This is a genomic window from Serratia sp. CY82433 (assembly GCF_052166535.1).
Lineage (GTDB): Bacteria > Pseudomonadota > Gammaproteobacteria > Enterobacterales > Enterobacteriaceae > Serratia > Serratia sarumanii.
The window spans coordinates 2,783,582-2,808,316 of the sequence record NZ_JBJNOR010000001.1; the positions used below are offsets into that span (position 1 = coordinate 2,783,582).

At 60.7% G+C, this 24,735-nt stretch carries 24 protein-coding genes; 10 read left to right on the forward strand and 14 right to left on the reverse strand.

Annotated features, from left to right (window positions below; translation table 11 throughout):
- Positions 1-37: 37 nt before the first annotated feature.
- The 3 genes from ACJ8PI_RS13450 to ACJ8PI_RS13460 all read right to left on the reverse strand — a co-directional run bounded on the left by ACJ8PI_RS13450 (position 38) and on the right by ACJ8PI_RS13460 (position 2,328).
- Positions 38-937, reverse strand: coding sequence for a Dyp-type peroxidase (locus tag ACJ8PI_RS13450; RefSeq protein WP_033635464.1), 900 nt, complete (start codon positions 935-937; stop codon positions 38-40).
- Positions 938-1,119: 182 nt separating this feature from the next.
- The gene (locus ACJ8PI_RS13455; RefSeq protein ID WP_033635465.1) at positions 1,120-1,707 is read right to left on the reverse strand and encodes an RpoE-regulated lipoprotein; all 588 of its coding nucleotides are present in this window, start codon (positions 1,705-1,707) and stop codon (positions 1,120-1,122) included.
- A 156-nt stretch (positions 1,708-1,863) separates the two neighbouring features.
- Positions 1,864-2,328, reverse strand: a complete 465-nt coding sequence (locus ACJ8PI_RS13460; RefSeq protein WP_041036188.1) for a DUF2919 domain-containing protein — start codon at positions 2,326-2,328, stop codon at positions 1,864-1,866.
- Positions 2,329-2,506: 178 nt separating this feature from the next.
- Between ACJ8PI_RS13460 and ACJ8PI_RS13465 the strand changes: the two genes are divergently transcribed.
- Positions 2,507-2,905, forward strand: a complete 399-nt coding sequence (locus ACJ8PI_RS13465; RefSeq protein WP_016926776.1) for a YgiW/YdeI family stress tolerance OB fold protein — start codon at positions 2,507-2,509, stop codon at positions 2,903-2,905.
- 42 nt (positions 2,906-2,947) lie between these two features.
- Here the strand turns inward: ACJ8PI_RS13465 and ACJ8PI_RS13470 are convergent, their stop codons facing one another.
- Positions 2,948-3,373 (reverse strand): GNAT family acetyltransferase, encoded by a 426-nt coding sequence (locus tag ACJ8PI_RS13470; RefSeq protein WP_004936504.1) that lies wholly within the window; start codon positions 3,371-3,373, stop codon positions 2,948-2,950.
- A gap of 204 nt (positions 3,374-3,577) precedes the next feature.
- Here ACJ8PI_RS13470 and amiA point away from each other — a divergent pair, with 204 nt between their 5' ends.
- From amiA to ACJ8PI_RS13485, 3 genes are all read left to right on the forward strand, one after another.
- The gene (amiA, locus tag ACJ8PI_RS13475) at positions 3,578-4,459 is read left to right on the forward strand and encodes an N-acetylmuramoyl-L-alanine amidase AmiA (RefSeq protein ID WP_033649849.1); all 882 of its coding nucleotides are present in this window, start codon (positions 3,578-3,580) and stop codon (positions 4,457-4,459) included.
- Between the two features lie 65 nt (positions 4,460-4,524).
- Positions 4,525-5,445, forward strand: coding sequence for an oxygen-dependent coproporphyrinogen oxidase (gene hemF, locus ACJ8PI_RS13480; protein WP_041036192.1), 921 nt, complete (start codon positions 4,525-4,527; stop codon positions 5,443-5,445).
- A complete protein-coding gene (locus tag ACJ8PI_RS13485) occupies positions 5,445-5,900 on the forward strand; it encodes a YaiI/YqxD family protein (protein ID WP_041038074.1) in 456 nt (151 codons plus the stop codon). Before hemF ends, ACJ8PI_RS13485 begins: the two co-directional genes overlap by 1 nt.
- Positions 5,901-5,922: 22 nt before the next feature.
- Here the strand turns inward: ACJ8PI_RS13485 and ACJ8PI_RS13490 are convergent, their stop codons facing one another.
- The 4 genes from ACJ8PI_RS13490 to ACJ8PI_RS13505 all read right to left on the reverse strand — a co-directional run bounded on the left by ACJ8PI_RS13490 (position 5,923) and on the right by ACJ8PI_RS13505 (position 12,232).
- Entirely contained in the window at positions 5,923-8,184 is a 2,262-nt protein-coding gene (locus ACJ8PI_RS13490) for a TonB-dependent receptor domain-containing protein (RefSeq protein WP_033649852.1), read from the reverse strand.
- Positions 8,185-8,305: 121 nt separating this feature from the next.
- Positions 8,306-10,432 carry a S9 family peptidase gene (locus ACJ8PI_RS13495; protein ID WP_077791428.1) on the reverse strand — a complete coding sequence of 709 codons (2,127 nt, stop codon included), beginning with the start codon at positions 10,430-10,432 and terminating at the stop codon, positions 8,306-8,308.
- Positions 10,433-10,486: 54 nt separating this feature from the next.
- Positions 10,487-11,290: a TonB family protein gene (locus ACJ8PI_RS13500; RefSeq protein WP_033649853.1), complete on the reverse strand. Its 804-nt coding sequence runs from the start codon at positions 11,288-11,290 to the stop codon at positions 10,487-10,489.
- 102 nt (positions 11,291-11,392) lie between these two features.
- The gene (locus ACJ8PI_RS13505; RefSeq protein ID WP_041038076.1) at positions 11,393-12,232 is read right to left on the reverse strand and encodes a ChaN family lipoprotein; all 840 of its coding nucleotides are present in this window, start codon (positions 12,230-12,232) and stop codon (positions 11,393-11,395) included.
- 177 nt (positions 12,233-12,409) lie between these two features.
- Here ACJ8PI_RS13505 and mmuP point away from each other — a divergent pair, with 177 nt between their 5' ends.
- Positions 12,410-13,819, forward strand: a complete 1,410-nt coding sequence (gene mmuP, locus ACJ8PI_RS13510) for an S-methylmethionine permease (protein WP_041036197.1) — start codon at positions 12,410-12,412, stop codon at positions 13,817-13,819.
- Entirely contained in the window at positions 13,809-14,747 is a 939-nt protein-coding gene (mmuM, locus tag ACJ8PI_RS13515) for a homocysteine S-methyltransferase (RefSeq protein ID WP_041036199.1), read from the forward strand. Before mmuP ends, mmuM begins: the two co-directional genes overlap by 11 nt.
- A gap of 50 nt (positions 14,748-14,797) precedes the next feature.
- Here mmuM and maeB read toward each other — a convergent pair whose 3' ends face one another.
- The 5 genes from maeB to ACJ8PI_RS13540 form a co-directional block, all read right to left on the reverse strand.
- Positions 14,798-17,077 carry an NADP-dependent oxaloacetate-decarboxylating malate dehydrogenase gene (maeB, locus tag ACJ8PI_RS13520; protein WP_033635475.1) on the reverse strand — a complete coding sequence of 760 codons (2,280 nt, stop codon included), beginning with the start codon at positions 17,075-17,077 and terminating at the stop codon, positions 14,798-14,800.
- 212 nt (positions 17,078-17,289) lie between these two features.
- On the reverse strand, positions 17,290-17,463 hold the full coding sequence (gene lysC / locus ACJ8PI_RS13525; protein WP_039564819.1) for an Rz1-like lysis system protein LysC: 174 nt from the start codon (positions 17,461-17,463) through the stop codon (positions 17,290-17,292).
- A complete protein-coding gene (locus ACJ8PI_RS13530; RefSeq protein ID WP_033635477.1) occupies positions 17,444-17,824 on the reverse strand; it encodes a DUF2570 family protein in 381 nt (126 codons plus the stop codon). The genes lysC and ACJ8PI_RS13530 overlap by 20 nt, the downstream gene beginning before the upstream one ends.
- Entirely contained in the window at positions 17,821-18,222 is a 402-nt protein-coding gene (locus tag ACJ8PI_RS13535; RefSeq protein WP_033635478.1) for a M15 family metallopeptidase, read from the reverse strand. Before ACJ8PI_RS13535 ends, ACJ8PI_RS13530 begins: the two co-directional genes overlap by 4 nt.
- A complete protein-coding gene (locus ACJ8PI_RS13540; protein WP_004936551.1) occupies positions 18,212-18,538 on the reverse strand; it encodes a phage holin, lambda family in 327 nt (108 codons plus the stop codon). Before ACJ8PI_RS13540 ends, ACJ8PI_RS13535 begins: the two co-directional genes overlap by 11 nt.
- 292 nt (positions 18,539-18,830) lie before the next feature.
- Here ACJ8PI_RS13540 and ACJ8PI_RS13545 point away from each other — a divergent pair, with 292 nt between their 5' ends.
- Positions 18,831-20,330: a glycosyl hydrolase family 18 protein gene (locus ACJ8PI_RS13545; protein WP_060422079.1), complete on the forward strand. Its 1,500-nt coding sequence runs from the start codon at positions 18,831-18,833 to the stop codon at positions 20,328-20,330.
- An 85-nt stretch (positions 20,331-20,415) separates the two neighbouring features.
- Here ACJ8PI_RS13545 and ACJ8PI_RS13550 read toward each other — a convergent pair whose 3' ends face one another.
- Positions 20,416-21,357, reverse strand: coding sequence for a LysR family transcriptional regulator (locus tag ACJ8PI_RS13550; protein ID WP_033635481.1), 942 nt, complete (start codon positions 21,355-21,357; stop codon positions 20,416-20,418).
- 404 nt (positions 21,358-21,761) lie between these two features.
- Here ACJ8PI_RS13550 and ACJ8PI_RS13555 point away from each other — a divergent pair, with 404 nt between their 5' ends.
- The 3 genes from ACJ8PI_RS13555 to ACJ8PI_RS13565 all read left to right on the forward strand — a co-directional run.
- Positions 21,762-22,355: a lytic polysaccharide monooxygenase gene (locus ACJ8PI_RS13555; protein ID WP_033655003.1), complete on the forward strand. Its 594-nt coding sequence runs from the start codon at positions 21,762-21,764 to the stop codon at positions 22,353-22,355.
- A 257-nt stretch (positions 22,356-22,612) separates the two neighbouring features.
- Positions 22,613-23,563 (forward strand): transaldolase, encoded by a 951-nt coding sequence (gene tal, locus ACJ8PI_RS13560; protein WP_033655004.1) that lies wholly within the window; start codon positions 22,613-22,615, stop codon positions 23,561-23,563.
- A gap of 18 nt (positions 23,564-23,581) precedes the next feature.
- The coding region (locus tag ACJ8PI_RS13565; protein WP_442528116.1) for a transketolase family protein at positions 23,582-24,735 on the forward strand (1,154 nt) is incomplete at its 3' end.

Consider the following 24,735-nt stretch of genomic DNA (forward strand, 5'->3'; position numbering starts at 1 on the left):
CGGACCGAAGCCGGGCGAGCCGGCTTCGGCTACGGCGTCAAAGTGACAGCAGGCGAGTCAGCGATGGCGCGAAGTAGTAGCTGCCGGTCACCGCACGGCTGAAACGCAGCATCGCGTCGCGTTTGCCGTCCAGATCGCCGAACATGCTCAGCAGCTGCTGCTCGATATTGTGCAGGCGCGCGCAATACGCGATGAAGAACAGGCCGTGCTTGCCGCTGGCGGTGCCGTAAGGCAGGCTCTGGCGCAAAATTTTCAGGCCTTTGCCATCCTCTTTCAGATCGACGCGGCTGACGTGCGAGGTATCCGGGCGCTGGTCGGCCGGCAGCTCTTCGCTGTCGTGCTTGGTGCGGCCGATAATCTGCTCCTGCTGTTCGGTGGTAAAGCGCTGCCACTGGCGCAGGTTGTGCTCGTAACGTTGCACCAGCACGTAGCTGCCGCCTGCGTCCTCTTCGCCTTCGGCAATCGTCGCCACTGCCGGGCGCTGCTCGCCCTGCGGGTTTTCGGTACCGTCGATGAAACCGCTCAGATCGCGCTCTTCCACCCAGCGGAAGCCGTGAGTTTCTTCTTCAATCTTGATGGCGTTGCCGAACGCCGCCAGCGCGGCCTGCGCCAGCGTGAAGTTGACGTCATGGCGCAGCGACTGGATGTGGATCAGCATATCGCGCTGGGTGGCCGGCGCCAGCCCTTTGCCGAGCGGCGTGAACGGCTTCAGCTCTTGCGCGCCCTGGCCGCTGGAGAGATCGTGCCAAACGTCGTAGCCGAAAGCGATCACCGCGCCGAGGCGCGCATCGGGGAACTGCTGCTGCAGCTCGCTCAGCGTCTGACAAAACTGCTTGCAGCCCTGGCGCAAGTCGGCGAACTCGCCCTGTACGCTGGCTTCCATAAAAATGGCGAAACGGCAGTGCTCCAGCAGAATGCCGCTCTGAACCTGTGTCATGTTGTTATCCTCAATACCAGAATCCGGCAACAGGTAAGGTATGGCGGTTGACGCGCGGGTTCCCTGTTACAAACGCGCGCTATCATACCGCAAGCACGGGCGATTGCCTTGCAGCAGCGCAAAGAAAATAGGGGTAATGGCTTGAAAAGACAGGCGCCGCGAACCGACGCCCGTTGAACGCGTTACTGCTGCGGCTTGGCGTGCCAGATGATTTTGCTGACCGTCCAGCTTTTCAGGGTGTCGTCCGGCGGGATGATATCCTGCGCCCCGGCCCACTTGCCGCTGAAGATGTAGGTGACGTACTTGCTCTGCTCCGCCACGCACTCCACTTTACCGGCGTCTTCGCCGCTGCCCGGTTTACAGGAACCGAACGCCTTGCTGTACATGTCGCCGAACGGCGTGCCGAGCTTGTTGCCCCACTCCGTCGCCACTTGCGGATCCAGCACGTCTACCCGCTGCAGGCGCCCTTTCGGTTCGCCGGTGATCACCAGCTTCACCTCGTCGCCGGACAGCGCCTGGTAATAAGAGACGATCTGGCCGTTGCTGGTCGCCATGCCGCCGCGCAGGCGGTAGTTGCCGTCCAGCCCGTCGTTGATGGCGCTTTCCGACATCGGCGTGCCGGCGTTGAGCTTGCCGACGCCCTTGGCGCCGACCTCCAGGCTGCTGCCGAACCAGTTGAACGGCGACAGGCTGGACCAGGAGAAATTGGACATGCTCGAACAGCCGGTCAGTAACAGCGGAAGCCCTAACAGCAGGGGGCGAATATTCATCTCTAGCTCCTTAAACATCAATGGCACGGGGCGGTAACCCGCCCCCGCCGCACTCGGCATTTTGCTGCGTGCCAGCCTCTCACAACGGCCCGCACTACGCCAACGGTTGCCAGCTTGGAGTGCGGAAAATGCGAAAAGTGCCGCACTTCTCGGCAATTAGTCGGCGTGCTCCGCCGGCGCAAAGCAGGCTTTCAGGCGCGCATTCAGCAACAGATAGCTTAGCGCCAGCGCGTCGAGCAGCGCCAACGCCAGTTCCAGCCCCGGCGCATCGCCGTCCTGGCGCCACAGGCTGAACAGCGAGCCGCCGAGCGACGCCAGCAGGGAGACAGCCAGCCCCCAGCGCCAGCCGCGCCACAGCCGCGGCCATTGGTGGCGGCGGCCGCTCAGCAAAAACGCCAGCGCCGCCGGCAGGCCGAGCAGCATGCCGTACCAAAAACGTTGGGTATCCGGATAAAATAGCGCCAGCAAGCTTTCGCCCTGCTCGCGCGAAGCGCCGGCCATCACGAACAGCAGCCAGGTGCGCGCCTGCAAAATCAACACGGCCCAAAATCCCAGCGGCAGCCGCAGCGCGCCGTGCTGGTCGTAATCGTCCGGGGAAAACCGGGGTGAGAATGGCTTCAACGATCGTTCCTTGCCAACAGAATAAAGACTATGGCTACAGATGGGCGCCGGCGGCGGGAATTTCAATGCGTCGGCTTAAGAAGCTCTTAAGATCGGTGTGTTTTAATCGTTAGCACTTAACAAGCAGCCCGATATCAGCGGGATGTGATTTTCGATAACGATGATAAGGAAGCGCAACATGAAAAAACTGACTCTGGCCGCTCTGATCGCGCTGTGCAGCGCACCGGTACTGGCGCAGCAAGGCGGGTTCCTCGATCCGGCCGCGCCGCAGGCTCAAACGCAAACCACCGCACAAGGCGGTTTCTCCGGCCCCAGCGCAGCGCTGACCACCGTGGACAAGGTGAAATCGCTGAGCGACGACACCTGGGTGATGCTGCAGGGCAATATCGAGCAGCGCATCGGCGACGACACCTATACCTTCCGCGATGCCACCGGCACGCTGACGGTCGAAATCGATCGCAAGCGCTGGAACGGCCAAACCGTTACGCCGAAAGACAAGGTGCAGTTGGAAGGCAAAGTGGATAAAGACTGGAGCAGCGTCGAAGTGGACGTGAAAACCGTCAAAAAGCTGCCGTAATGCACTGCGGCGGGCGGTGCAACGCCGCCGCCCGCCGCCCGCTCAATATTCCTGATCTTCGATCAGCCGCTTGCCCAGGCTGGTGATGCCCTGGATCTCGTAGCCGAGCTTCTCGTACATCTCGACCACCGTGTCGTTGTCTTCGCGCACCATAATCTGGATTTTCGGGCAGCCACGGGCGATCAACTTCTTCTCCAGACGGTTGATCAACGCATTGGCGATGCCGCGCCCGCGATAGTCGGGATGCACCCCGAGGTAATACGCCGAGCCGCGGTGGCCGTCATAGCCGCCCATCACCGAACCGACCACTTCGCCGCCGACTTCCGCCACCAGGAACAGCTCCGGATCGTGGTTCAGCTTGCGCTCGATGTCCATTTCCGGATCGTTCCAGGGCCGCAGCAGATCGCAGCGCTCCCACAGGGTAATGACTTCTTCAAAGTCGTCTTGTCGAAATACGCGAATTTCCATCGATGTTGGCCGCTGTTAATTAAGGTGTTTATCTGATTATCGCGTGATTATTCACTTACGCAATATCAAACTGCGATTTACCGCGCTATTTGCCCAGAAATCGCCGGTAACAGGCGTAATAAATGGAAATAGTTATCGGGTCGATTAATGATTATCAATACGATATAACGTCGCAAAATAGAAACGTCGACGGAGCGTTGCGTAATGAAAAAGCAGGGTAAACCCTTCCTCAATTTTAAACCGCTTGCCGTTTCCCCGACGCGACGCCAACTTTTGCTTTCCGGCCTGGCGGTGGCGCTGCTCGGCGTGAAAAGCCAACGCGCCAGGGCGGAAGGCCTGCTGCGCAATCAGCACAGCAAGCCGGCGGCGAAACCGGCCGGAGCCAAGAAGCTGGTGATGATCGATCCCGGCCACGGCGGCATCGACTCCGGCGCGGTCGGCCACGAAGGCTCGCAGGAAAAACACATCGTGCTGGAAATCGCCAACCACGTGCGCCGTTTCCTGCATGAGCACGATCACGTCGAGGCGCGCCTGACGCGCGAAGAAGACGAGTTCATTCCGCTGTTCCAGCGGGTGGAGATCGCCCACCAGCACCAGGCCGACCTGTTCATTTCGATTCACGCCGACGGCTTCACCAGCCCGTCGGCCTCCGGCGCTTCGGTGTTCGCCCTGTCCAACCGCGGCGCCAGCAGCGCCATGGCGCGCTACCTGTCCAACCGTGAAAACGCCGCCGACGACGTGGCGGGCGGTAAATACAAGGATCAGGACAACTACCTGCAGCAGGTGCTGTTCGATCTGGTGCAAACCGACACCATCAACAACAGCCTGACGCTCGGCCGCCACGTGCTCGGCCAAATTCGCCCAGTACACCATCTGCACAGCGACAGCACTGAACAGGCGGCGTTTGCGGTGTTGAAATCGCCGTCCATTCCCTCGGTGCTGGTGGAAACCTCGTTCATCACCAACCCGAACGAAGAGCGGCTGCTGGGCACCACCGCGTTTCGCGAGAAGATTGCCCGCGCCATCGCGGACGGCATCGTTAACTTCTTCGACTATTTCGACGCCCACCAACGCAAACCCCGCTGATGCCGCGGGCGGCGAATAAGAGTATACTCAGCGCCTTGTTCAGCCAGACGCTATAAAGACCCCGCATGAGTTTACCTAACATCGCTGAAGTAAAATCCTTCCTGCTGGCGCTGCAGGATCACATCTGCGCGCAGCTCGCCCAGGCCGACGGCGGCGCCGCGTTCACCGAAGACCAATGGACGCGTGAAGAAGGCGGCGGTGGCCGCAGCCGCGTGTTGACCAACGGCGCGGTGTTCGAACAGGCAGGGGTCAACTTCTCGCACGTCTCCGGCGCCACCCTGCCGGCCTCGGCGACCGCGCACCGTCCTGAGCTGGCCGGGCGCAGCTTCCAGGCGATGGGCGTCTCATTGGTTATCCATCCGCTCAGCCCCTACGTGCCCACCAGCCACGCCAACGTGCGCTTCTTCATCGCCGAAAAGCCGGGCGAGGCGCCGGTGTGGTGGTTCGGCGGCGGCTTTGATCTGACGCCGTTCTACGGTTTCGCAGAGGATGCCGTGCATTGGCACCGCACCGCGGCCGAGCTGTGCGCGCCGTTCGGCGACGAGGTCTACCCCAAATACAAACAGTGGTGCGACGATTACTTCTTCATCAAGCACCGCAACGAAGCACGCGGCATCGGCGGCCTGTTCTATGACGATCTGAACACCCCGGACTTCGACCACTGCTTCGCCTTCACCCACGCGGTGGGCCAGGGCTTCCTCGACGCCTATCTGCCGATCGTCGAAAAACGCAAGGCCTTGACCTGGGGCGAGCGCGAGCGTCAGTTCCAGCTGTATCGCCGCGGCCGCTATGTGGAGTTCAACCTGGTGTGGGATCGCGGCACGCTGTTCGGGCTGCAAACCGGCGGGCGCACCGAGTCCATTCTGATGTCGATGCCGCCGTTGGTGCGTTGGGAATATAACTACCAGCCGGACGCCGATAGCCCGGAAGCGGCGCTGGCGCGCGATTTTCTGCCGGTGCGCGACTGGCTGCAGGAGCCGAAATGATGCAGATTTGGGTCGATGCAGACGCCTGTCCGAACGTGATCAAAGAGGTGCTGTTCCGCGCCGCCGATCGTACCGCCATCACAGTGACGCTGGTGGCGAACCAGCCGCTGCGCACGCCGCCGTCGAAGTACATCCGTTCGCTGCAGGTGGCGGCCGGCTTCGACGTGGCCGACAACGAGATCGTGCGCCGCTGCGCAGCGGGCGATCTGGTGATCACCGCCGACATTCCGCTGGCGGCGGAGGTGATAGAGAAAGGCGCGGTAGCGCTGAACCCGCGCGGCGAACGCTACACGCCAGACACTATCCGCGAGCGCCTCAACATGCGCGATTTTATGGATACCCTGCGCGCCAGCGGCATCCAGACCGGCGGCCCGAACGCCCTGAACCAGCGCGACCGCCAGCAGTTCGCCAACGAGCTGGACAAATGGCTGCTGCAGGCAAAGCGGGCGCAGTGACTGCACCCTGCTCTGCTGCGGTTTAGAAGCGCACCTCCCCGCCGAAGATATAGGTGCGCCCACGGGCGGTGTTGGCGGCCGTCGCGTCATCCCCCTGGATCGGCAACATATTCAGTTTGTTCAACGCCTCGGAATAGCTCTTGTTCATCACGTTTTGCACGCTGAATTTCAGCATGACGTTGCGGTTGATCTGATAAGTGCTGTACAGGTCGATAACGGTAGGAATATTCGGCATTTCCTGCTTGAGGATTTCACCGGTCGATTCACTCTGCTCGTAATCCGGCGACAGGCGACGCGTCTTGCCCGTATATTTCACGATGCTGCCGACGGTTAGCGATTCATCAAGAAAACGCACCCCGGTATCCAACGTAAAGTACATGTCCGGCAGTTCATTGATATCCCCGGCGCCGAAATAAGTGCTGGCGATGGAGGTCGGCTGCTCGGTGTGCTGCTTGCTGAAAGAGACGCGCGCGAAGGCTCGTCCGGCATCATAGTTGGCTTCAACCTCAACACCATGCATACGCACCGGCGTCAGAGAGTTGACGTAGATATACATATTGTCCGAGTAATCTTCGCTCGCATCGGCCCAATCGTTTTCCAGATTTTCGCGATAGCTGCATTTCCGTCCATTGCGGCACACCATGTAAGATTCACTGAAGATGTAATTGCGCACTTTACTGGTATAGCCCACGACCTTGAGGCGTAAAGAGTCTTCCTTCACCAGCAAATCGTGCCCGTTGGCGTTGAAGCCGGCCTGCCAGGTTTCCGCTCGTTCACCTTTGAGGAACGGGTTCATCGATGCGCCACCCGAGTTGGAATAGAACACTTCTTGAATGTTCGGCGCACGCATCGACTTGCTGTAGCTGACGAATGGCTGCAACCACGGCGTCACCTGTGCCGATAGCATTACCGAAGGATTGAACCCTTGCTCTTTCAAATTGATGCTAGCGGCCCCTTGCGGGAAGCACTCCACGCGATAATCGCATTCAGGCTTGTAACCGGTCAGCTTGTTGCTGGTGTAGTTCAGGTTGAGATCGAGCTGATAGATATCCCGGTTAAGCTGCAGGCCGGTATATAAACTGCCGATTCGCTGCTCGCCGGATGGCGCGAAGGTATTATTTTCTATTGCTTCCTGCGCCGTCTGCGAATTCTCTATAGCCGATTCTACATGCTTACGGTATTGGTTGCGCATCAGTTTGCCGCCATAGCTGAAGGCTACATCGGTATCCAGCAGGCTGAATCGGCTGGTGTTATTGATATCCAGCGCATCGGAGCGGTTTTCCGCGTTGGTGTTAAAGAAGGTGAACAGCGAACCGCCGTCGTATTTCTGATTGCCTTTACTGGTGCTGACGGTGAGGTTTAAATCCACCAACTCCGAAAACGGCGCATAGTGATATTTGAGGTAGAGGTCATGGCTATCGATATCGCGCCGAGAAAAGCGGTTTTGGTAGTTCCTGGCGGAAAACTCAATGCTATTGAACTCGTTCGGTTTGATATCCAGTTTGAACAGCTGTGACTTGGGATTTTGCTTCATAAATTCATCGTACCCAAAATCTTCGCTGCTGATACCGTCGCCATTGTTGAAGTTCGAGTAAATGGAGCTCCCACTGATCGCGGCCATCGCGCCAATGCTGCCGGTATCGGTAAACGCCTGCCCCTTACCGGCGACGGCGATCATGCCACTGCGGCCAATGCCGTTGCTGCCGACAGAGAATTTGGTTCTCACCCCGAAAGGATTGCCAGAAAAGATCACATCATCGACACCGATTGTGCGGAAGTTAGCACTGCCTGCCAACGCATTTACGCCGCTGCCGCCACTGTTCTCACCGCGCGCCACGTCCACTCCGACGATAAAATTGGGATCTATCAAGACCCCCGCCTGGTTATTGGTCGAACCGTGTGACATCACACCAGACGTGGAAGTACCGTAATAGTTCTGGGTAATGCCATCGACCATGGTATTGACCCGGCCAAAACCGCTCAGACCGCGGATATTGACGCTGACGGCCCCCTGACTGGGATCGATCTGGGTATAGGTGCCCGGCATGCTGCGCAGAATGCTGTCCACCGACTCCAGATTCTTGTTTTCGTCGCGCGAGCTGAACGCGCCCGGCCGGGCCAGCGCGTCTTTTTCGCTGCTTTTGCCGCTGTCGGCGGCCGAGACGTTCAGCGGGCTGAACGCCACGCTGCCTTTATTATTTTCCGCCTGTTCCTGCGCGGCCGCAGCCTGCCCGTACAGCGCCAGTCCCGCGCCGATCAGGCTCGCTATCATTTTGATTTTCATATATCCCCAGAAATAGCCAATAAGGTTTGATGGCCGACAATGCCCAGCAAAAAGCCCGCCGAAAGCGCGGCTAAAGGTTTTTATTGTTTTATTGCGCCGCAGCGTGCTGCGGCGCTAAAGGTTATTTCTGCGCCTGCCGGTCCGCCGCCAAAATAAAGGCGTACTCCAGCGCGCCGTTTTCCAGCCGCGCCAGGCGGCCCGACTTGCCGCCGTGGCCGGCGGTCATGTCGGTGGAGAGCAGCAGCAGCGAATCGCCCTGCTTGAAGCGCCGCAGCTTCGCCACCCATTTGGCCGGCTCCCAATACTGCACCTGGGAGTCGTACAAGCCGCTGGTAACCAGCAGGTTCGGGTAACGCTGCTTGCGCACGTTGTCGTACGGGCTGTAGGACTTCATCAGCGCATAAGCGGCCGGCTGGTGCGGGTTGCCCCACTCCTCGTATTCCCCGGTGGTGAGCGGAATGCTGTCGTCCAGCATGGTGGTCACCACGTCGACGAACGGCACCTGCGCCACCACCGCGTTGTACAGCTGCGGCGCCTGATTGATCACCGCCCCCATCAGCAAGCCGCCGGCGCTGCCGCCCATGGCGTAGATGCGCCCCGGTTGGCCGTAGCCGTCTTTGATCAGCGCCTGGGTAGCATCGATGAAGTCGTTGAAGCTGTTCGGTTTGTGCGTCAGCTTGCCCTGCTTGTACCAGCTCTGCCCCAGCTCCCCGCCGCCGCGCACGTGGATCAGCGCATAGACGAAGCCGCGATCCAGCAGGCTGATGCGGTTGGCGCTGAACGCCGGATCCATGCTCATGCCGTAAGCACCGTAGCCGTACACCAGCAGCGGGTTATGCCCGTTTTTGAACAGCGATGTGCGGTACACCAGCGAGACCGGCACCTTCACGCCGTCGCGCGCCGTTACCCAGATGCGCTCGCTGTGATACAGGCTCGGATCGACGCCTTTCACCTCCTGCTGCTTCAGCAGGGTGCGCTCGCCCTTGTTCAGATCCCACTCATAGGTGCGGGTTGGCGTGGTCATCGCCGAATAGCCGTAGCGCAACCGATCGCTGTCCGGCTCGGGGTTATAGCCCAGCCAGGCCATGTAGCTGGCGTCGTCGAACGGGATGGCGCGCTCGGTTTTGCCGTCCCAGCTGATTTGCCGCAGCTGCACCAGCCCGTTGGCGCGCTCCTGCACCACCAGCCAGTCGCGGAACAGGCTGAAGCTCTCCACCTCGTGCTGCGCCTGCGGCGCGATCAGCGTCTGCCAGGGTTTGCCCGCCGCCGCCGTGCGGTACAGGCCAAAGTTCGGATCCTGATGGTTGGAACGCAGATAGAACTCGCCGCGGTAGTGATCGAGATAATACTCGCGGCCGTTCTGCCGGGCGGCGAACAGCTGCGGCTCGCGCTGCGGCTGGTTGGCGTCGATCAGGCGCACCTCGGAGGTGGTGTTACCGCTGATGGTCAGAATCAGGTAATCGCGCGAGGACGAGCGGCCGAGGCTGAGGTAGAACGCCGGATCGTTTTCCTGGTACACCAGCTTATCTTCCGCCGTCGGCGTACCGTACTGATGGCGATAGACCTGGTATGGCAACAGCGTTTGCGGGTGGTTGCGCACGTAGAACAGGGTTTGGTTGTCGTTGGCCCACACCATGTTGCCGGAGGTGTTTTCCAGCGTTTCCGGCGACCAGCGTTCGCTGCCTATCTCGCGCAGGGAGATGCGGTATTGGCGGCGGCCCTGCAGATCTTCGGCCACCGCCAGGCGGCGGTTGTCCTGGCTGACGTCCATCGCCCCCAGGCGATAGTAGGCGTGGCCGGCCGCGCGCTGATTGGCGTCCAGCAAGGTTTGCCACGGCGCGTCGGCGGTCAGCGCCTGGCGCTGATACCGCGCGAAATCTTTACCGGCGGCGTAGCTTTCCTGATAGCGATAGCCGTTGAGCTGATACGGCACCGAACGATCGTCAGGGTTCATGCGGCCCAGCATCTCCTGATACAGCGTGGCGCGCAGCTTCTGGTACGGCGCCATCATCTGCTCGGTGTAGCGGTTCTCCGCCTTCAGATAGTCCAGCACCTTCTGCTCTTTTCGGCTGTCGTCGCGCAGCCAGTAGTAATCGTCGGTGCGCGTCTCGCCGTGGGCGGTCAGCGCTTTCGGCGCGCGTTCCGCCAACGGCGGCTGCGGTTGCGCCAGCGCGGCGCCGGCGACGCCTAAAGAAAGCCAGAGCGCGGCCGCGATGCGACGGCGCGGGGTGGATAACAGCGGATTCATAATCCCTCACGAAGTTTGAAAAGGCGCACGACGGCGATACGGCGCCTGCGGGCATTAACGGCGGGCATTCAGCTCCGCCAGATTGAAATCGATCGGCATCGTCACCCTGACGGCCCCCTGCTGCAGCATCTCCGGCGGCGGAGGCGGCAACGGCTGAGCGCGCGACACCACCGCTACCGCTTCCCGATCCAGCGACGCAGTGCCGGAGCGCACCAGCAGCGTAACGTTCGAGACCCGCCCCTGCGCGTCGACGCTGAAACTGACCTGCGGCATGCCGCTGCGCCGGCGGCTGCGGGCATCCAAAGGGTAATCCTTGATGCGGTTCAGTTTGCCTTTCACCAGGCTCTCCCACGACAGTTTGGCCTGCGCGTTGCTGTTGGCGTCGCTGTTGATCGGTGCGGCGGTCTGGTGAGAGAGCGTCTGCGCCTGCGGCGCGGCGGCGCTGGACGCGGCGGCGTTGCGCGTCTCTTTGGCCTGTTCCTGCGGCTTAGGCTGCGGCTGCGTTTTTTGCGGGGGGCGGCGTTCGGCGCGCTTCTTCTGCGCCGTCACGATTTTCGCTTTCTCGGCGCGCGCCAGCTTGGGCAGATCCGGCTGTTGCTGCTGCTCCGCCGGCTGCGCCGCAGCGGATTCCGCCTGCTGCACGCCCAGCGGCAGCGGCTTGCTTTCCGGCGCTTCAATCTGCGCCGCCCAGCTCATCATCACCGCCGGCGGTGGCAACACCACCGGCTCCAGCGCCGTCTGCGGCCAGTAAAACAACAGCACCAACGCCGCGTGCGCCGCCAGAGCGAGCAGCAGGCCGCGCGCCCAGCGCGGCTGCGGCAGTTCAAAGGCCGGGAGGGAGTAAGACTGACTTAACATAGGGGCATTAGCTTGCTTAATTGCGAATGATTGCAGATCACATTTACTAATGATAATCATTTGCAACTATAATTAACACCCCTTTTCACTCTCTTAACGTATTCATTTCACTGATGGTGTGATCCACAGGTAGTCTGCGGTGTTCGCATCGACCTGTACGCCCGGCTCCGCCAGCATCAGCACCGTCAGCGCCGCCGCCGGTTGCAGATCCCGCACGTGCAGCGGCACCCCCACCGATTTGGCGGCGTGATAGCCACCGGCGATCAACAGCGCGGGCGTGGGCGCCGCCAGCAGGCGCTCAGCCATGCGCCGGTCGCGCTGCTGCTGGATCGCCAGCATCGCACGCAACTGGTCGGCCTCAATCTTGCCGCCGTGCGAAGTGCGAATGGTCTCTTCCAGCGCCTTGCGCACCGCCGGCTGCGCCGATAGCTGCCCCGCCGGGAATTGCGGCTGCTGATAGAACGCCGTAATCTCGCTGCGATCCAGGTTGGCCGACCACAGCGGGTAAGGCGCGCGCATCGCCGCCATCGTCACCCCACCATACAGCTCCCACTTCCAGCCCGGCTGCCAGGCGATCAGCTCCGCTACGCGGCCGTCGCGCACCGTCGGATCGCTCTGCAACCACTGCTTGACCTTGTCGACCTGCGCCTGTTGGTTCGGGTTGATCATCTCCATCAGCACGCTGCCCTGCGGCCGCCGCTGCGGCAGCTGCTGCACCAGCCATTGCTCAATCTGATGGTGGTAAGGATTGTCATGTTTCTCACCCAGGATCACCCGCGGCTGCTGCGCCAGTCGCGTCAACAGCTGCTCCGGCGTCAGGGTCGCGCCGCTGTGCAGATCGGTGATGCTCCCCAAACTCGCGACGTCGTTGGCCGGCGCCTTCACCGGCGCCTGGCTGCAGGCGCCGAGCGCCAACGCCGCCAATAAAATCAGGTATCTCATCATGTTGCCCCCTTATCGAAAATGGCGACATTATAGATAATAATTATCATTTGCATATAGATCCGGCTTAACGATTTTTTTACGCGGCGATCGCCGGCTGTGCATTGCGTTGAAAAAGCATTGCGGGTATAACCAATAGCCATTCAGATACTTAGACGTCTATACGGATAGATTATTATGCAACCATCGGCACCCGCCGCAGGACAGTTCAAACGCAGCATGAAGGCTCGGCACCTGGTGATGCTGTCGCTGGGCGGCGTGATCGGCACCGGGCTGTTTTTCAACACTGGCTACATCATCTCCACCACCGGGGCGCTCGGCACGCTGCTGGCCTACCTGATCGGCGCGCTGGTGGTGTATCTGGTGATGCTGTGCCTGGGCGAGCTGTCGGTGGCGATGCCGGAAACCGGCGCTTTTCACGTCTATGCTTCGCGCTATCTGGGGCCGGCCACCGGCTATACCGTCGCCTGGCTGTATTGGCTCACCTGGACGGTGGCGCTCGGCTCCAGCCTGACCGCCGCCGGATTCTGCATGCAGTACTGGTTCCCGCAGTCGCCGGTGTGGCTGTGGTGTTTGATCTTCTGCGTGGCCATTTTCCTGCTCAACGTGGTGACCACCCGCTTTTTCGCCGAAAGCGAATTCTGGTTTTCGCTGATCAAAGTGGTGACCATTCTGGCGTTTATCATTCTGGGCGGCGCCGCCATGTTCGGCCTGCTGCCGATGAAAGACGGTACCCCGGCGCCGTTCCTGCATAACCTGACCGCTTCCGGCTGGCTGCCGCACGGCACGCTGCCGATCCTGATGACCATGGTGGCGGTGAACTTCGCCTTCTCCGGCACGGAACTGATCGGCATCGCCGCCGGCGAAACCGAGAACCCGGAAAAAGTCGTGCCGCTGGCGATCCGCACTACGGTGATCCGCCTGATGCTGTTCTTTATCGGCACGGTCTTCGTGCTGGCAGCGTTGATCCCGATGGATCAGGCGGGGATCGTCAAAAGCCCGTTTGTGCTGGTGTTTGAACGCATCGGCGTGCCTTACGCCGCCGATATCTTCAACTTCGTGATCCTGACCGCCATCCTGTCGGCGGCCAACTCCGGCCTGTACGCCTCGGGGCGCATGCTGTGGTCGCTGGCCCATCAGCGCACCCTGCCGGCCTACTTTGCGCGCGTCAATGCGCGCGGCATTCCAATCAACGCCCTGACCTTCAGCATGCTCGGCGGCGTGCTGGCGCTGCTGACCAGCGTGATCGCGCCGGACACGGTGTTCGTCGCCCTGTCGGCAATCTCCGGTTTTGCGGTGGTGGCGGTGTGGCTGAGCATCTGCGCAGCCCACTTTGCTTTCCGCCGCGCCTACTTGCGCAGCGGCCAGCCGATAAGCGGCCTGAAATACCGCGCGCCCGGCTACCCGCTGACGCCGATCTTCGGCTTTGCGCTGTGCCTGCTGGCCTGCATCGGGCTGGCGTTCGATCCGGAGCAGCGCATTGCGCTCTACTGCGGGCTGCCGTTCGTCGCCCTGTGCTATCTCACCTATTTCCTGACCCGGCGCGCCGGGCAAAAAACCGCTTTGGGAGAACAACATGTCGGTTAACAACCCCGTCGCCCGCCTGCTGGCCGAACACCCCACGCTGATCCTGGACGGCGCGCTGGCCACCGAGCTGGAAGCGCGCGGCTGCGATCTGACCGATCCGCTGTGGTCGGCCAAGGTGCTGATTGAAAATCCCGAGCTTATCTATCAGGTGCATCTCGATTATTTCAACGCCGGCGCCCACTGCGCCATCACCGCCAGCTATCAGGCCACGCCGCAGGGCTTCTTGCGCCGCGGCCTGGATCAGGAGCAATCGCTGGCGTTGATCGCCAAAAGCGTGCAGCTGGCGCAACGCGCGCGCCGCGATTATCTGGCCGCGCACCCGCAGGCCGCGCCGCTGCTGATCGCCGGCTCGGTAGGCCCGTACGGCGCCTATCTGGCCGACGGCTCGGAATACCGCGGCGACTACCGGCTGGCGCAGGATGAGATGATTGCTTTCCACCGCCCGCGCCTCGCCGCACTGGCGGCCGCCGGCGTCGATCTGCTGGCCTGCGAAACGCTACCGTCGTTCGCCGAACTGCAGGCGCTGCTGACGCTGCTGCAGGAATTTCCGACGCTCGGCGCCTGGTTCGCCTTCACCCTGCGCGACAGCCAACACCTCAGCGACGGCACGCCGCTGACGGAGGTCCTGTCCGCGCTGCGCGGCAACCCGCAGGTGTTGGCCATCGGCATCAACTGCATCGCGCTGGACAAGGTCGCCCCGGCGCTGCGCCAACTGGGCGCGCTGGCCGACAAACCGCTGCTGGTCTACCCCAACTCCGGCGAGCACTACGATGCGGTGAGCAAAACCTGGCACGCCTGCGGCGGCGAGCACGGCAGCCTGGCCGATCAGGCGGTGGAGTGGCGCGCGCTCGGCGCACAATTGATCGGCGGCTGTTGCCGCACCACCCCGCAGGATATCCGCGCCATCGCTGCACGCTGCAAGGCATAAAAAAAGCCCCCGGCGCCAGCGGCGCAGGGGGCCAGTCACTCAACCCGGGCTTACAGCGGCTGGGTCTGGGCTTCCACCACCGCCAGCGCCACCATGTTGACGATGCGGCGCACCGAGGCGATCGGCGTCAGGATGTGCACCGGCTTGGCGACCCCCATCAGCACCGGCCCGACGGTCACCCCTTCCGAGCAGGAGACGCGCAGCAGGTTGTAGCTGATGCGCGCCGCTTCCATGTTCGGCATGATCAGCAGGTTGGCCGAGCCTTTCAGCGGGCTGTCCGGCATCAGATCGTGACGGATGCTTTCCACCAATGCGGCGTCGCCGTGCATTTCGCCGTCGATCTCCAGCTCGGGCGCCAGCTCGTTCACCAGCTCCAGCGTTTTGCGCATCTTGCGCGCCGCCGGGCAGTCGGAAGAGCCGAAGCTGGAGTGAGACAGCAGCGCCACCTTCGGCTCGATGCCGAAGCGGCGCACGGTTTCCGCCGCCATCAGGGTGATCTCCGCCAGCTGTTCCGGGGTCGGATCGTCGTTGACGTAGGTGTCGGCGATAAAGGTGTTGCCGCTCGGCAGCAGCAGCGCGTTCATCGCGCCGGCGACGTGCGCGCCTTCACGGAAGCCGAACACGTTCTTCACCACGTCGTAATGCTCGTGGTAGCTGCCGATGGTGCCGCAGATCATCGCGTCCGCTTCGCCGCGGTGCAGCATGATGGCGGCGATCAGCGTCGGGTTGCCGATCACCGCACGGCGCGCCTGCTCTTGCGAGACGCCGCGACGCTTCATGATCTGGTAGTACTCGCCCCAGTATTCGTTAAAGCGCGGATCCGACTCGTTGTTCACCACTTCGAAATCCTTGCCCGGCGTCAGCTGCAGACCCAGCTTTTTCAGGCGCATCTCGATCACGCTCGGGCGGCCGACCAGGATCGGGAAGGCCAGCCCCTGTGACACCAGTTCCTGCGTGGCGTGCAGCACGCGCTCTTCCTCGCCTTCCGCCAGCACCACCCGCTTCACCTCTTTGCGCGCCTGCGAGAAGATCGGCTTCATGAACAGGTTGGTTTTGTAGACGAACTCCGCCAGCTTCTCGACGTAAGCGTCGAAGTCTTCGATCGGGCGCGTCGCCACGCCGGAGTCCATCGCCGCCTTGGCTACCGCCGGCGCGATCTTGACGATCAGGCGCGGATCGAACGGTTTCGGGATGATGTATTCCGGCCCGAAGGAGAGATCCTGGTCGTCATAGGCGGAAGCCACCACGTCGCTCTGCTCCGCCAGCGCCAGATCGGCGATGGCGTGCACGCAGGCCAGCTTCATCTCTTCGTTGATGGTGGTCGCGCCTACGTCCAGCGCGCCGCGGAAGATGAACGGGAAGCACAGGACGTTGTTCACCTGGTTCGGGTAATCGGAACGGCCGGTACAGATGATGGCGTCCGGGCGCACCGCTTTGGCCAGCGGCGGCAGAATTTCCGGTTCCGGGTTGGCCAGCGCCATGATCAGCGGATCGCGCGCCATGGTTTTCACCATATCCTGCGTCAAGACGCCCGGGCCGGAGCAGCCGAGGAAGATGTCGGCGTTCGGGATGGCGTCGCCCAGCGTGCGCTGGCCGTTATCCTCGATGGCGTAGGCGGCTTTGGTCTGCTCCATATTGGCGTCGCGGCCTTTATAGATGACGCCCTTGGAGTCGCAAACGGTGATGTTCTGTTGCCGCAGCCCCAGCGCCACCAGCAGGTTCAGGCAGGCGATGGAGGCCGCGCCGGCGCCGGACACCACCAGGCGTACGTCGGAGATATTCTTCTTCACCACGCGCAGGCCGTTGAGCACCGCCGCAGTGGTGATGATCGCCGTGCCGTGCTGGTCGTCGTGGAACACCGGGATCTTCATGCGCTCGCGCAGTTTCTGTTCGATGTAGAAACACTCCGGCGCCTTGATGTCTTCCAGGTTGATGCCGCCGAAGGTCGGTTCCAGCGCGGCGATAATGTCGATCAATTTGTCAGGGTTATGCTCATCCACTTCGATATCAAACACATCGATACCGGAAAACTTCTTGAACAAAACGCCCTTGCCTTCCATCACCGGCTTACCGGCCAACGCGCCGATATTGCCCAGACCCAGTACCGCCGTGCCGTTGGAAATCACCGCCACCAGGTTGCCGCGCGCGGTGTATTTGTAGGCCGCCAGCGGATCTTCGGCGATCTCGAGGCAAGGCGCGGCGACGCCCGGCGAATAGGCCAACGCCAGATCGCGCTGGGTCGCCAACGGTTTGGTGGGGGAAACCTGGATCTTCCCTGGGACAGGAAACTGATGGAAATCAAGGGCACTCTGTTTGAGCTGTTCGTCCATTATGGATTCCTTTGTTTTTTGCTTTTATGTTGAGGTAAGGCTTTGAGGCTGCGCCCTGCCGTGGGCCGTGGCGCCCAAGTACAATGACAGGGCGCAGCCTTGAAGTATAGTGAGAGAAACATCACAAACTTTGAAGCGCGCCATAACCTTGGCCGAAAGACCGTTTTAAAAGTAAAAAAAGGATCGCGAGACGAGTCGAAGAAGCGCCGCCGTCAGCGTGGCGGCAGCGTGGCGCGCCAGGCGTTGAGCGTCTCCACCTGGCCGGCGCAAATGTGTAACGAGGTTTGTAACGCCAGGGTATAGCTTACCGCATCGCCCCAGGTCTCCCCTTGCAGCCGCGGTTGCTCACAGGGCGCGAACACCGATTCAGGGGGCAACAGCGGCACGGCCTGCGGCGCCGGCGGCCGGGCGCAGGAGCTCAAGCACAGCGCCAGGCAGAGGCTGAGCGGCGCAGGGATCGTTTTTAATCGCTTCACGGTATTTCCTCTGATAAGCCTCGTGTTGTTGGCGCAGCTGCCGTTCCTGCCGCTGCTGCGCCGCCATCAGCGCACGGTTTTGCGCATCCTGGGTCTGCAGGGTGGCGATCAGCCCGGCCTGCTGCGCCAGGCTTTTCTGCAGCTCCGCCGCCTGTTGGCGCGCGGACGCCAACTGGTGCGACAGCAGCGAGCTGTAGCCGCCGAGGCAGATGGCCGCCAGCAACAGCAGCAGCAACCCGCCCTGCATCAGTTTTTGCAGCCAGCCGCTCATGCCGGATAGTCCCGGAACGCCAGCTGGAAGTGCGGGCCATCCTTGAGGGTTTTCCACTCGCCGCCCCATTCGACGTTGACCCCGCATTCACGCGCCGCGCGCCGCACCGCCACCGCAATCTGCGCGTAGTAATCCCACTCCCAGGAGACCACACCCGCCGGCATCGCCACCACGTCCACCGCGTGACCGGTCAGATGGCGGCTGCGCAGCGTTTGGCTGCTGCCGGCGCGCACCATTTCCCGTTGGCGCGCCATGCTGCGCAGCCCCTCGCTGACGGAAAACGGCACCAGCGAATAACGCAGCGCCAGACGAATAACGCGCACCAGATCCGGGTGCACGCCGCGCAGGTTCTCTTCGCTGCGGGCGGTAAAACGAATCTCTTCGATGTCATTTAACATTTTTAAACCCCGTCTTTTTGCCGATGAACTTTTTAATTAAGGCGTTGATGTAATCTGCCCCCATAAAGCCAATCAGTACGCTGGCCAAATTCGCCCACTTTAATTCCAGGCCCATCAGCGCCAGCGCATCGCGCACCGTCCAGGCCAATAACGCGCACATCGCCGCATTCAATAAACGGCGCCGAATGCCCACGTTGCGATAGGCGCCGTGTAATAGCGCCATTACGCCGGCCAAAATGGCGTTTAATACCGGCTGAAGATATTCACATACTCGCTGGACTATTAAGCCAACAGCGTCAGGCTCTATGCTGGACATAGCTCATCTCCTTTTTTATTTTTAATTAAATGCCAATCACGGCCGGTGGGACATCGGATAATCAGAATCTAGTTAAGGATGCTATTACAAAGCAAATGAATAAATACAGGCCCTATGGTCGAATTCATTTATGCTGAGCGCTGGCACAACGCATAAGCGCCAATGTTGACGGCAATGAATAAAATTTCATTGTTATCGTGATTTATTTCGACTTTCGTTTTCACGAAAAATAAACATTAATGGCTGCGGGAAATATGTCCCATCTTAAAAACATCCACTCTGGAGAAATACCATGTCCACACGCAAAGCCGTTATTGGGTATTATTTTATTCCGACCAACCAAATCAATAATTACACCGAGTCCGATACGTCCGTCGTACCGTTCCCGGTTTCCAACATCACGCCGGCCAAAGCCAAACAGCTGACGCACATCAACTTCTCGTTCCTGGATATCAACAGCAACCTGGAATGCGCCTGGGATCCGGCCACCAACGATGCCAAGGCGCGCGATGTGGTCAACCGCCTGACCGCGCTCAAGGCGCACAATCCCAGCCTGCGCATCATGTTCTCCATCGGCGGTTGGTACTACTCCAACGATCTGGGCGTGTCGCACGCCAACTACGTCAACGCGGTGAAAACCCCGGCCTCGCGCACCAAGTTTGCCCAATCCTGCGTGCGCATCATGAAGGATTACGGCTTCGACGGCGTGGACATCGACTGGGAGTACCCGCAAGCATCAGAAGTGGACGGTTTCATCGCCGCGCTGCAAGAGATCCGCACCCTGCTGAATCAACAAACCGTCGCCGACGGCCGCCAGGCGCTGCCGTATCAGTTGACTATCGCCGGCGCCGGCGGCGCCTTCTTCCTGTCGCGCTATTACAGCAAGCTGGCGCAGATCGTCGCGCCGCTCGATTACATCAACCTGATGACCTACGATCTGGCCGGCCCCTGGGAGAAGATCACCAACCACCAGGCGGCGCTGTTCGGCGACGCGGCCGGGCCGACCTTCTACAACGCGCTGCGCGAAGCCAATCTGGGCTGGAGCTGGGAAGAGCTGACCCGCGCCTTCCCCAGCCCGTTCAGCCTGACGGTCGACGCCGCGGTGCAGCAGCACCTGATGATGGAAGGCGTGCCGAGCGCCAAGATCGTGATGGGCGTCCCCTTCTACGGCCGCGCCTTCAGGGGCGTCAGCGGCAGCAACGGCGGCCAGTACAGCAGCCACAGCACGCCGGGCGAAGATCCGTATCCGAGCACCGATTACTGGCTGGTGGGCTGCGAAGAGTGCGTGCGCGACAAGGATCCGCGCATCGCCTCCTATCGCCAGCTGGAGCAGATGCTGCAGGGCAACTACGGCTATCAGCGGTTGTGGAACGACAAGACCAAAACCCCTTACCTGTATCATGCGCAGAACGGGCTGTTCGTCACCTATGACGATGCCGAAAGCTTCAAATACAAAGCGAAGTACATCAAGCAGCAGCAGCTGGGCGGCGTGATGTTCTGGCATCTGGGGCAAGACAACCGCAACGGCGATCTGCTTGCCGCGCTGGATCGCTATTTCAACGCCGCGGACTACGACGACAGCCAGCTGGATATGGGCACCGGCCTGCGTTACACCGGCGTCGGCCCCGGCAACCTGCCGATCATGACCGCGCCGGCCTACGTGCCGGGCACCACTTACGCGCAGGGCGCGCTGGTGTCCTATCAGGGTTACGTCTGGCAGACCAAATGGGGTTACATCACCTCGGCGCCCGGCTCCGACAGCGCCTGGCTGAAGGTGGGCCGCGTAGCGTAAACCATAAAAAAACCCCGTAGCCGAGCGCTGCGGGGTTTTCATTGAGTTAACCGTTTGATTTTCGCGTCCCTTCGTCTCTATTCCTTCAGTTGTGGCACCAAGGATAGCCGCCATCCCGCACCACTTCGCGGCCCATCAGGCTGTAAACATCGCTTTTGCGCGTCAGCCGCTCATGCCACCAGTTAAACCCGGCGCCCTTGCTGGCCGGATGCCAGGCCAGCCAAATCATTTCGTCGCCCTTTTGCATCTCCACCGGCACCGTCACCAGTTCGCCGCTGGCCAGTTCCTTTTCGATCAGCGACGGCGGCAGAAAAGCGTGGCCGATGCCGCGTTTGAGCAACGCCAGGTTGCTTTCCACGTCGCACACCACCAGTTGGCGCTGCAATGGCAACGTGCCGTGATTGCGTTTGGGCAGTTCATGGCTGCTGTCGGCGATCGCAACCACGATGTCGTTCAAGCGCTGCTTCTTGCACACCGGCTTTTTCTGCGCCGCGAACGGATGCGAGGGCGACACGCACAGCACAAAGTTGAGCTTGCCAAGCATCAGGGTTTTGGCCTGTACGCTGTCGGGGATTTGGCCGATGGCGATGATCAGATCCGCCCGGTTGTTCTTCAGCGCATCCCAGGTGCCGTTCAGCGCTTCCCGCTGCACCGAGATATTGGCGTTCGGGCAATGCTGAATATAGTCGCGGATATCCTGCGTCAGGGTCTCCAACGGGAAGAAGGTATCCACCGCCAGGCGGATATTATTGTCCAGCTTGGGGATGTTTCTTACCCGGCTTTCCAGATCCTGCACCGCATTTAATATCCAGCTGCCCTCCTGCAGGAGAAATTCCCCTTCATCCGTCAGGGTAATCATGGGGCCATTGCGATGAAAAAGTTTCACGCAGAGTTTGCTTTCAATATTGGAAACCCGATAAGAGATTGCCGAAGGCGTTTTATGCAGCGCCTCCGCCGCCATAGAGAAAGAGCCGGTGCTCTTAATGGTGCTGATTATTTTAATCGCGTCCAGGGATAATCTAGTCATACAAATTCCTCTTTAAAATAAAACAAGAAAAATGACACTAAATTCCCAAGGTGGTGGCGCACAAAAATCGATCAAATCGAACAAGGATACTCAAGGCAACAAGCAATATACTTCATAAATGAGAGCGCTATCTTAAATACTATTCATCACGACCTGATATAAAATTCATCATAGCGTTCTATTTTTGCATTGTGACAGTTAAATAAATTCAGCCTAACGATCAAAGATCGTCATCATAATAATTTTCGTTAATAGCCGTTAAAACATTCCGCTCTGCCGCACGACCAGAATGATAAAAATAAAACAAGCCGACAAGAAGGGTTATTTCCAATTACGTTATTAGCCTCTCATTTTGTCGGTGAAATACGCTCAACTTACAACATAATTTCAGTCAGGAGTGACTTATGAACAAAACTTCCCGTACCCTATTCTCTCTGGGCCTGCTGAGCGCAGCCATGTTCGGCGTTTCGCAACAGGCGAATGCTCACGGTTATGTCGAATCGCCGGCCAGCCGCGCCTATCAGTGCAAACTGCAGCTCAACACCCAGTGCGGCAGCGTGCAGTATGAACCGCAGAGCGTCGAAGGCCTGAAAGGTTTCCCGCAGGCCGGCCCGGCTGACGGCCACATCGCCAGCGCCGACAAGTCCACCTTCTTCGAACTGGATCAGCAAACGCCAACGCGCTGGAACAAGCTCAACCTGAAAACCGGCCCGAACTCCTTTACCTGGAAGCTGACCGCGCGTCACAGCACCACCAGCTGGCGCTATTTCATCACCAAGCCGAACTGGGACGCTTCGCAGCCGCTGACCCGCGCCTCCTTTGATCTGACGCCGTTCTGCCAGTTCAACGACGGCGGCGCCATCCCTGCCGCACAGGTTACCCACCAGTGCAATATACCGGCAGATCGCAGCGGTTCGCACGTGATCCTTGCCGTGTGGGATGTAGCCGACACCGCCAACGCCTTCTATCAGGCGATCGACGTCAACCTGAGCAAATAATCGGCCAAATGAGGCCATCTTTGAGGGTTCAGCCTGGCGCTGAACCCTTCTTTTTTTGGCTCTCGCGCCACCGCTCCCCTCGCCTCCCCCGCCGTAAACCGCGCCCCGCCTGGGTTTACTCGGCATTCATTGTTATTATCCATCGCAACAATCAGAAAAAGCGCATTTTCATTCCCGACCCGATGATGCAGTGTGTTCCCCCTATGATGAAAAAGGTTCTCATTTCCCTACGTTGAGCTTGGTCAAGGAGCTTATCAATGAATCAATTAGACGCACTCAAGCAGCTGACCACGGTGGTCGCCGACAGCGGCGATATCGAATCCATCCGCCAGTTCGAACCCCAGGACGCTACCACCAACCCTTCGCTGATCCTGAAAGCCGCCGCGCTGCCGCAGTACAAGGCGCTGATCGTCGAAGCGCTGGACTATGCCCGCCGCCAGGGCGGCAGCAAGGAAACCCAGCTGATCAACGCCAGCGATAAGCTGGCGGTCAATATCGGCGTCGAGATCCTCAAAAGCGTGCCGGGCCGCATCTCCACCGAAGTGGACGCCCGCCTGTCGTTCGATCGCGGCATGTGCGTCGCCAAAGCGCGCAAGCTGATCGCCATGTATCAAGAACAGGGCATCGACAAATCGCGCATCCTGATCAAACTGGCTTCCACCTGGGAAGGCATCAAAGCCGCCGAGGAGCTGGAAAAAGAAGGCATCAACACCAACCTGACGCTGCTGTTCTCCTTCGCCCAGGCCCGCGCCTGCGCCGAAGCCGGCGTGTATCTGATCTCGCCGTTCGTCGGCCGCATCTATGACTGGTATCAGGCCAAACAGCCTGCCGCCGACTACGATGCCGAGCAGGATCCGGGCGTGAAATCGGTGCGCACCATCTATGAATACTACAAGCGTCATCGTTACCAGACGGTGATCATGGGCGCCAGCTTCCGCAAGGTTGAGCAGATCCTGGCGCTGGCCGGCTGCGATCGCCTGACCATCGCGCCGAACCTTTTGGAACAGCTGAAAAACAGTGACCGGCCGGTCGAGCGCAAGCTGACCCCGTCCACCGAGGGCTTCCACCAACCGGCCCCGCTGGCCGAAGCGGAGTTCCGCTGGCTGCACAATCAGGACGCCATGGCGGTGGAGAAACTCGCCGAAGGCATTCGCCTGTTCGCCGTCGACCAGCAGAAGCTGGAAGACATGTTGGCCGCTCAACTGTAACCGTACTGGAGTTTCGTTATGTCCTCTCGTAAAGAGCTTGCCAACGCCATCCGCGCACTCAGCATGGACGCCGTACAAAAAGCCAATTCCGGCCACCCCGGTGCCCCTATGGGCATGGCGGACATCGCCGAAGTCCTGTGGCGTGACTACCTCAACCACAACCCGACTAACCCGCACTGGGCTGACCGCGACCGTTTCGTGCTCTCCAACGGCCACGGCTCCATGTTGATTTACAGCCTCCTGCACCTCACCGGCTACGACCTGCCGATGCGCGAGCTGGAAAACTTCCGTCAGCTGCATTCCAAAACCCCAGGGCACCCGGAGTACGGCTACACCCCGGGCGTTGAGACCACCACCGGCCCGCTGGGCCAGGGCATCGCCAACGCCGTCGGCTTCGCCATCGCCGAACGCACCCTGGCGGCGCAGTTCAACCGCCCGGGCCACGACATCGTTGACCACCACACCTACGCCTTCATGGGCGATGGCTGCATGATGGAAGGCATCTCGCACGAAGTCTGCTCTCTGGCCGGTACCCTCAAGCTCGGCAAGCTGACCGCTTTCTACGATGACAACGGCATCTCCATCGACGGCCACGTCGACGGCTGGTTCACCGACGACACCGCCCTGCGCTTCGAAGCCTACGGCTGGCACGTGGTGCGCAACGTTGACGGCCACAACCCGGACGCCATCAAGGCCGCGATTGAAGAAGCCCGCAAGGTGACCGACAAGCCGTCGCTGCTGATGTGCAAGACCGTTATCGGCTTCGGTTCGCCGAACAAGGCCGGCACCCATGACGTGCACGGCGCCGCGCTGGGCGCCGCCGAAGTGGCCGCCACCCGCGAGCGGCTTGGCTGGAAATACGCCGCCTTTGAAATCCCGCAGGACATCTACGCCCAGTGGGACGCCAAGGAAGCCGGTCAGGCCAAAGAAGCGGCCTGGAACGACAAGTTCGCCGCCTACGCCAGGGCCTTCCCGGAGCTGGCTGCCGAGTTCAAGCGCCGCATGAACGGCGAGCTGCCGGCCGACTGGAAAGCCGACGCCAAGGCGTTCATTGAAAAACTGCAGGCCAACCCGGCCAACATCGCCAGCCGCAAGGCGTCGCAGAACGCGCTGGAAGCGTTCGGCAAGGTGCTGCCGGAGTTCCTGGGCGGCTCTGCCGACCTGGCGCCGAG